Raw genomic sequence first — 3,638 nt, forward strand, 5'->3', positions numbered from 1 at the left:
TGTGCTACACAAGAGCGTACGGAGTATAATTCCAGATATCAGCGGTTGTCGTTTTATTTGTCTGGGATTTTCGACATGTCCTCTTTCGTTATCTCTTTGTAACACGGATTTAACTTCTCGACTAGGTGCACATGGTAAACGCCCTTCCGGCATGTAGCTCAATCCTCTTTTCGCTCTTTATTATCCTCCTAATAGTGGTGGCTACAATCGTATTTCCTCTTGCGATTTATGCGTTTATTCAAATATGGCGGCGAAACTACTTCGTTTTCCACTCACTCCAGATAGCCGCACTCAAGGAACGAATTGTCCAAGGTGGGTTTTCCGAGGTTCGAAGTCTATATCGTAAGACGGCGGGGCAAAAGGTATTCATCTTCTTGGGCTTCTCAAAAGCACTCCTCCTCGGAGTGGCAGGTTTTTTTCTCGGGACACCGTTTGATTCCTGCAGCAAAGCAATTATTTTCTCCAATCCCCCGATCAACTTTGGAACGGGCAACCTAGAGACGCTCTGGCAAGTTCATGCCACAGTCATCTCCCTAAGCCTCGTTGGTCTGGGATTTGCGTGGGAGTCATTACGAGATCTCTCAACCCGAAATGAAATTATAGCGGAACTCACCCGAAGATTTGGCTCTGTGGAAACAATCGCATTTCTGTTCACCTCTAACGTCCTGATTGGGTTGGCTGTTCTCTTAGAGAACCAGATGGTCAGACCTAAAATCACCTTTACCGTCTCACTTCTCTTCGTCGCCAGCTTATGGCTTGCAGCGAGCCGATTCTGGAGGGTATTCGACGTATTGCTTTTCAATTCACTTGATGACAAGGTAGCCGAATTTGCCGAAGAGGAACTCGGAAATATGAAATCACGCATTCAGTTGGACTTGGATGACTTACTTCTTGACAAAGTGCCAGGATTTCAACCAACCATGCTGGCCCCACCTACTAAGATGTTCTCTCCCAACCCGTCAAACGATACCCGGATCACTGCTGGAGACATTGGGAAAAGTGGGAATATATCTGACATCAACATAGAGAAAATGCGCATCATCTCGGAACGCCTTGATGCGAACAATGAAAGTCCGATTCGGGCAAATCCATTAATCGGACGACGTATTCAAGAAGACTCAACCATCTTCGTAGTCGAGGAGAATTTGAGTCAGGAGGATGTCGAAGAAATCACAGATCTTCTCCGTGATGGGATTAGGACACGGAGGGAAGAACAATGAATGAGTACGAAACGTACCTTGGACACTTCTTTGACGGTTGCCAAGAAGAGATTCGTAAGGAGCGTCCAGAACTTCTACGTGAAAAACTCCATTCAACTGAAGAACTCATCCAAGATCTGATCGAAGCACGAAGCCAACTCTCCGACGATAGTACCCTCTGGGAATACATCTTCCAGGAATATATCACCCTGCATAAACGGAGCTTAGAACAAGACAACGTAGATCTCCGGAACGAAGTGGTTGCCTCATTTTATGGGGTAGTCTCACATACGAATTACGAGGATGAATATTCGCTCTTTTCACAAGCGAGCGAGAAGTTTGGCTCTTTCTTTGGTCAGGCGTTACCGGCAACTGAGTACGATGAAGGTATTGAGTTCCTCATTAAACAATTGAAACATATCCGGAACATCGTTACGGGACAATTTGAGAGTGCAGAGGATGAAGAGGAACTTGAACAGGCGGAAGCACTCGTAGAGAAACTACTTAGACAATATGCCCACTTTCTGAAGATGGCTGTTGAGTGTCAAAGTATTAAATCGCTAGACCATCTCCGTCACCACTTGACCGAGCTGCGAGCTTTTGAAGAATACCGATATCAAGTACACCACCCCAATCCAACAGAGGACAGTCAGGTAGATCCTGAATTCCGCGAAAAGAAACAAGAAAGAGCAAATGCCCTCAGACGTCGAAAGGAGCAGGTTCTCTTTGCAGGGTACGCATGGGCTTTCCATCTTTCCGATGATGAGGACTCTTCTCGGGAGTTTGTTAGAACGATATTTGCGGACTACGTCGAAGCCGATTTTCCGAGAGTGTCAGCGCTTTCAAAAACGTATTTCGAGCTATGTGAGGAACCTCCGTTGCTTGACTTCTTTGAGAGTTGGAATATGCAACGGGAACTTGAGAAAAACTACGGAGGAGTAACAACGACAGGAATGGCGGTGGATACTTGGCTCCTTGAGTTCTACGCTGTTGCTCTAATATGGGTCACTGGTCAGGAGGAATCTAATCGCATAGATCCAAGTAGCCCTGAACAGAGCCCAATATCTGAATTTAAGCGTGTACAGCACCTAATTTCCAAAGTTACGGACGCCATCGAGTCTTCTTGTGAAGATTACGTTTTCTCGGATCTACTTGAAAGTGATCCCTCCACCGAAGAACGGTGTGAACTGCTAATCGACTATTTTCAAAGCTTGAGTGACTATCAAAATGAAAGAGAACAGGAGTGGATTCAAAACCAGCCAATATACGAGCAGGCAGTCGATCATCTAGCCTCTTCAATTGATTCAAGATTGGATTCATGCGGACTTCGAAATGCAATCGATGTGGTAGGTGAAATCCAGCAACGAGACTTGAACGAAGAGACAGACGTATTTCAGATTTCTACAACTAGTTTGAGAAAGCCGTTTGTCGACGATGGTACCTCCACTTACTACCAGTCCAGCTTCCAGTGGTTAATTGACCAGTATCGAGAGATCATATTGGACAACCTCAACTTTGAACAAAAGGTCACAAAGGCGGTTCAAAGTTTACCTGATCAACTGGCAGAATTAAGCGACTCTAACGATGTCGCTATCCTTGTAGTGGACGAACTAGAGGCCTTAGATGCTCTTGAGGATGACGAGCGCGTAACGCGCAAGAGTCGACAGGATATCGACAGTTATCTAGAGTTGAATGGAATCCCAATTATCACCGACATGACGACAGCGTATTCAGCAGTTGCAATATTCGATAGTAGTTTCGAATACATCGAAACTAATGAAGAATATCCGATATCTGTATCTGTAACACCAGGTGAAGAGGTCTTCACCCAAGATGACGTACCCAGTGATGCAGATGTCCGTGACTACGTGCAGGTTGATTTTTCATACAGTGCGAAGATTCGTAGTGAAAATCAAAACGGCGTTGTGTTCCGGCCGTCTCAAGGTTAATCCAATATAGAATCATAACGGACAGCAGCACCGACTAAAGGGAGATTAGAATGACTGCCTGAAGATTCATAAAGCCAGTCTCTGAACCAATTGACGAGGACGTATTTTCTAGCCGCAACTGGATCTACCGACGTGGAACATCTTTTCTTACATCCTCGTCTGTTGGCTCTATTACTCGACTTTTTCATTCAGGATTCACTCAGACATCCTGAGTTTGAGTCACTCGAATTCAGGAATAAAATCCTCAGCGAGTTCGTCAGCGAGTTCACTACCGAGGAGCCACGTGATTTGTTCGTCTTCAAACCCGTATTTCGGGATTAGCGCTTCAGTCGCTTCGCCAAGCGGAATATCGTTTGTGACGACGAGAACTCTATCAGCGGTGTCATCAAGCAGCATTTCGAGTGCCAATCCCACGATTTCCGTATCGGCTTTTTCGACGACGTCCTCTGACCGATCGCTGGAATTTGCAATGACGCTCTTCTGTAGGAGA

General features: G+C 45.6%; 2 protein-coding genes and 1 pseudogene. 2 read left to right on the forward strand and 1 reads right to left on the reverse strand.

The annotated features are described in order from the left end of the window. The first annotated feature begins 131 nt into the window (after window positions 1-131). A complete protein-coding gene (locus DJ69_RS18000) occupies window positions 132-1,220 on the forward strand; it encodes a hypothetical protein (protein ID WP_144050456.1) in 1,089 nt (362 codons plus the stop codon). Continuing rightward, window positions 1,217-3,148 (forward strand): hypothetical protein, encoded by a 1,932-nt coding sequence (locus DJ69_RS18005; protein WP_144050457.1) that lies wholly within the window; start codon window positions 1,217-1,219, stop codon window positions 3,146-3,148. Before DJ69_RS18000 ends, DJ69_RS18005 begins: the two co-directional genes overlap by 4 nt. Window positions 3,149-3,367: 219 nt before the next feature. Here the strand turns inward: DJ69_RS18005 and DJ69_RS14185 are convergent. After that, window positions 3,368-3,638: pseudogene (locus tag DJ69_RS14185) on the reverse strand (hypothetical protein); the annotation flags it as partial.

The sequence above is a fragment of the Halorubrum persicum genome (assembly GCF_002727125.1).
In the GTDB taxonomy this organism is placed as follows: domain Archaea; phylum Halobacteriota; class Halobacteria; order Halobacteriales; family Haloferacaceae; genus Halorubrum; species Halorubrum persicum.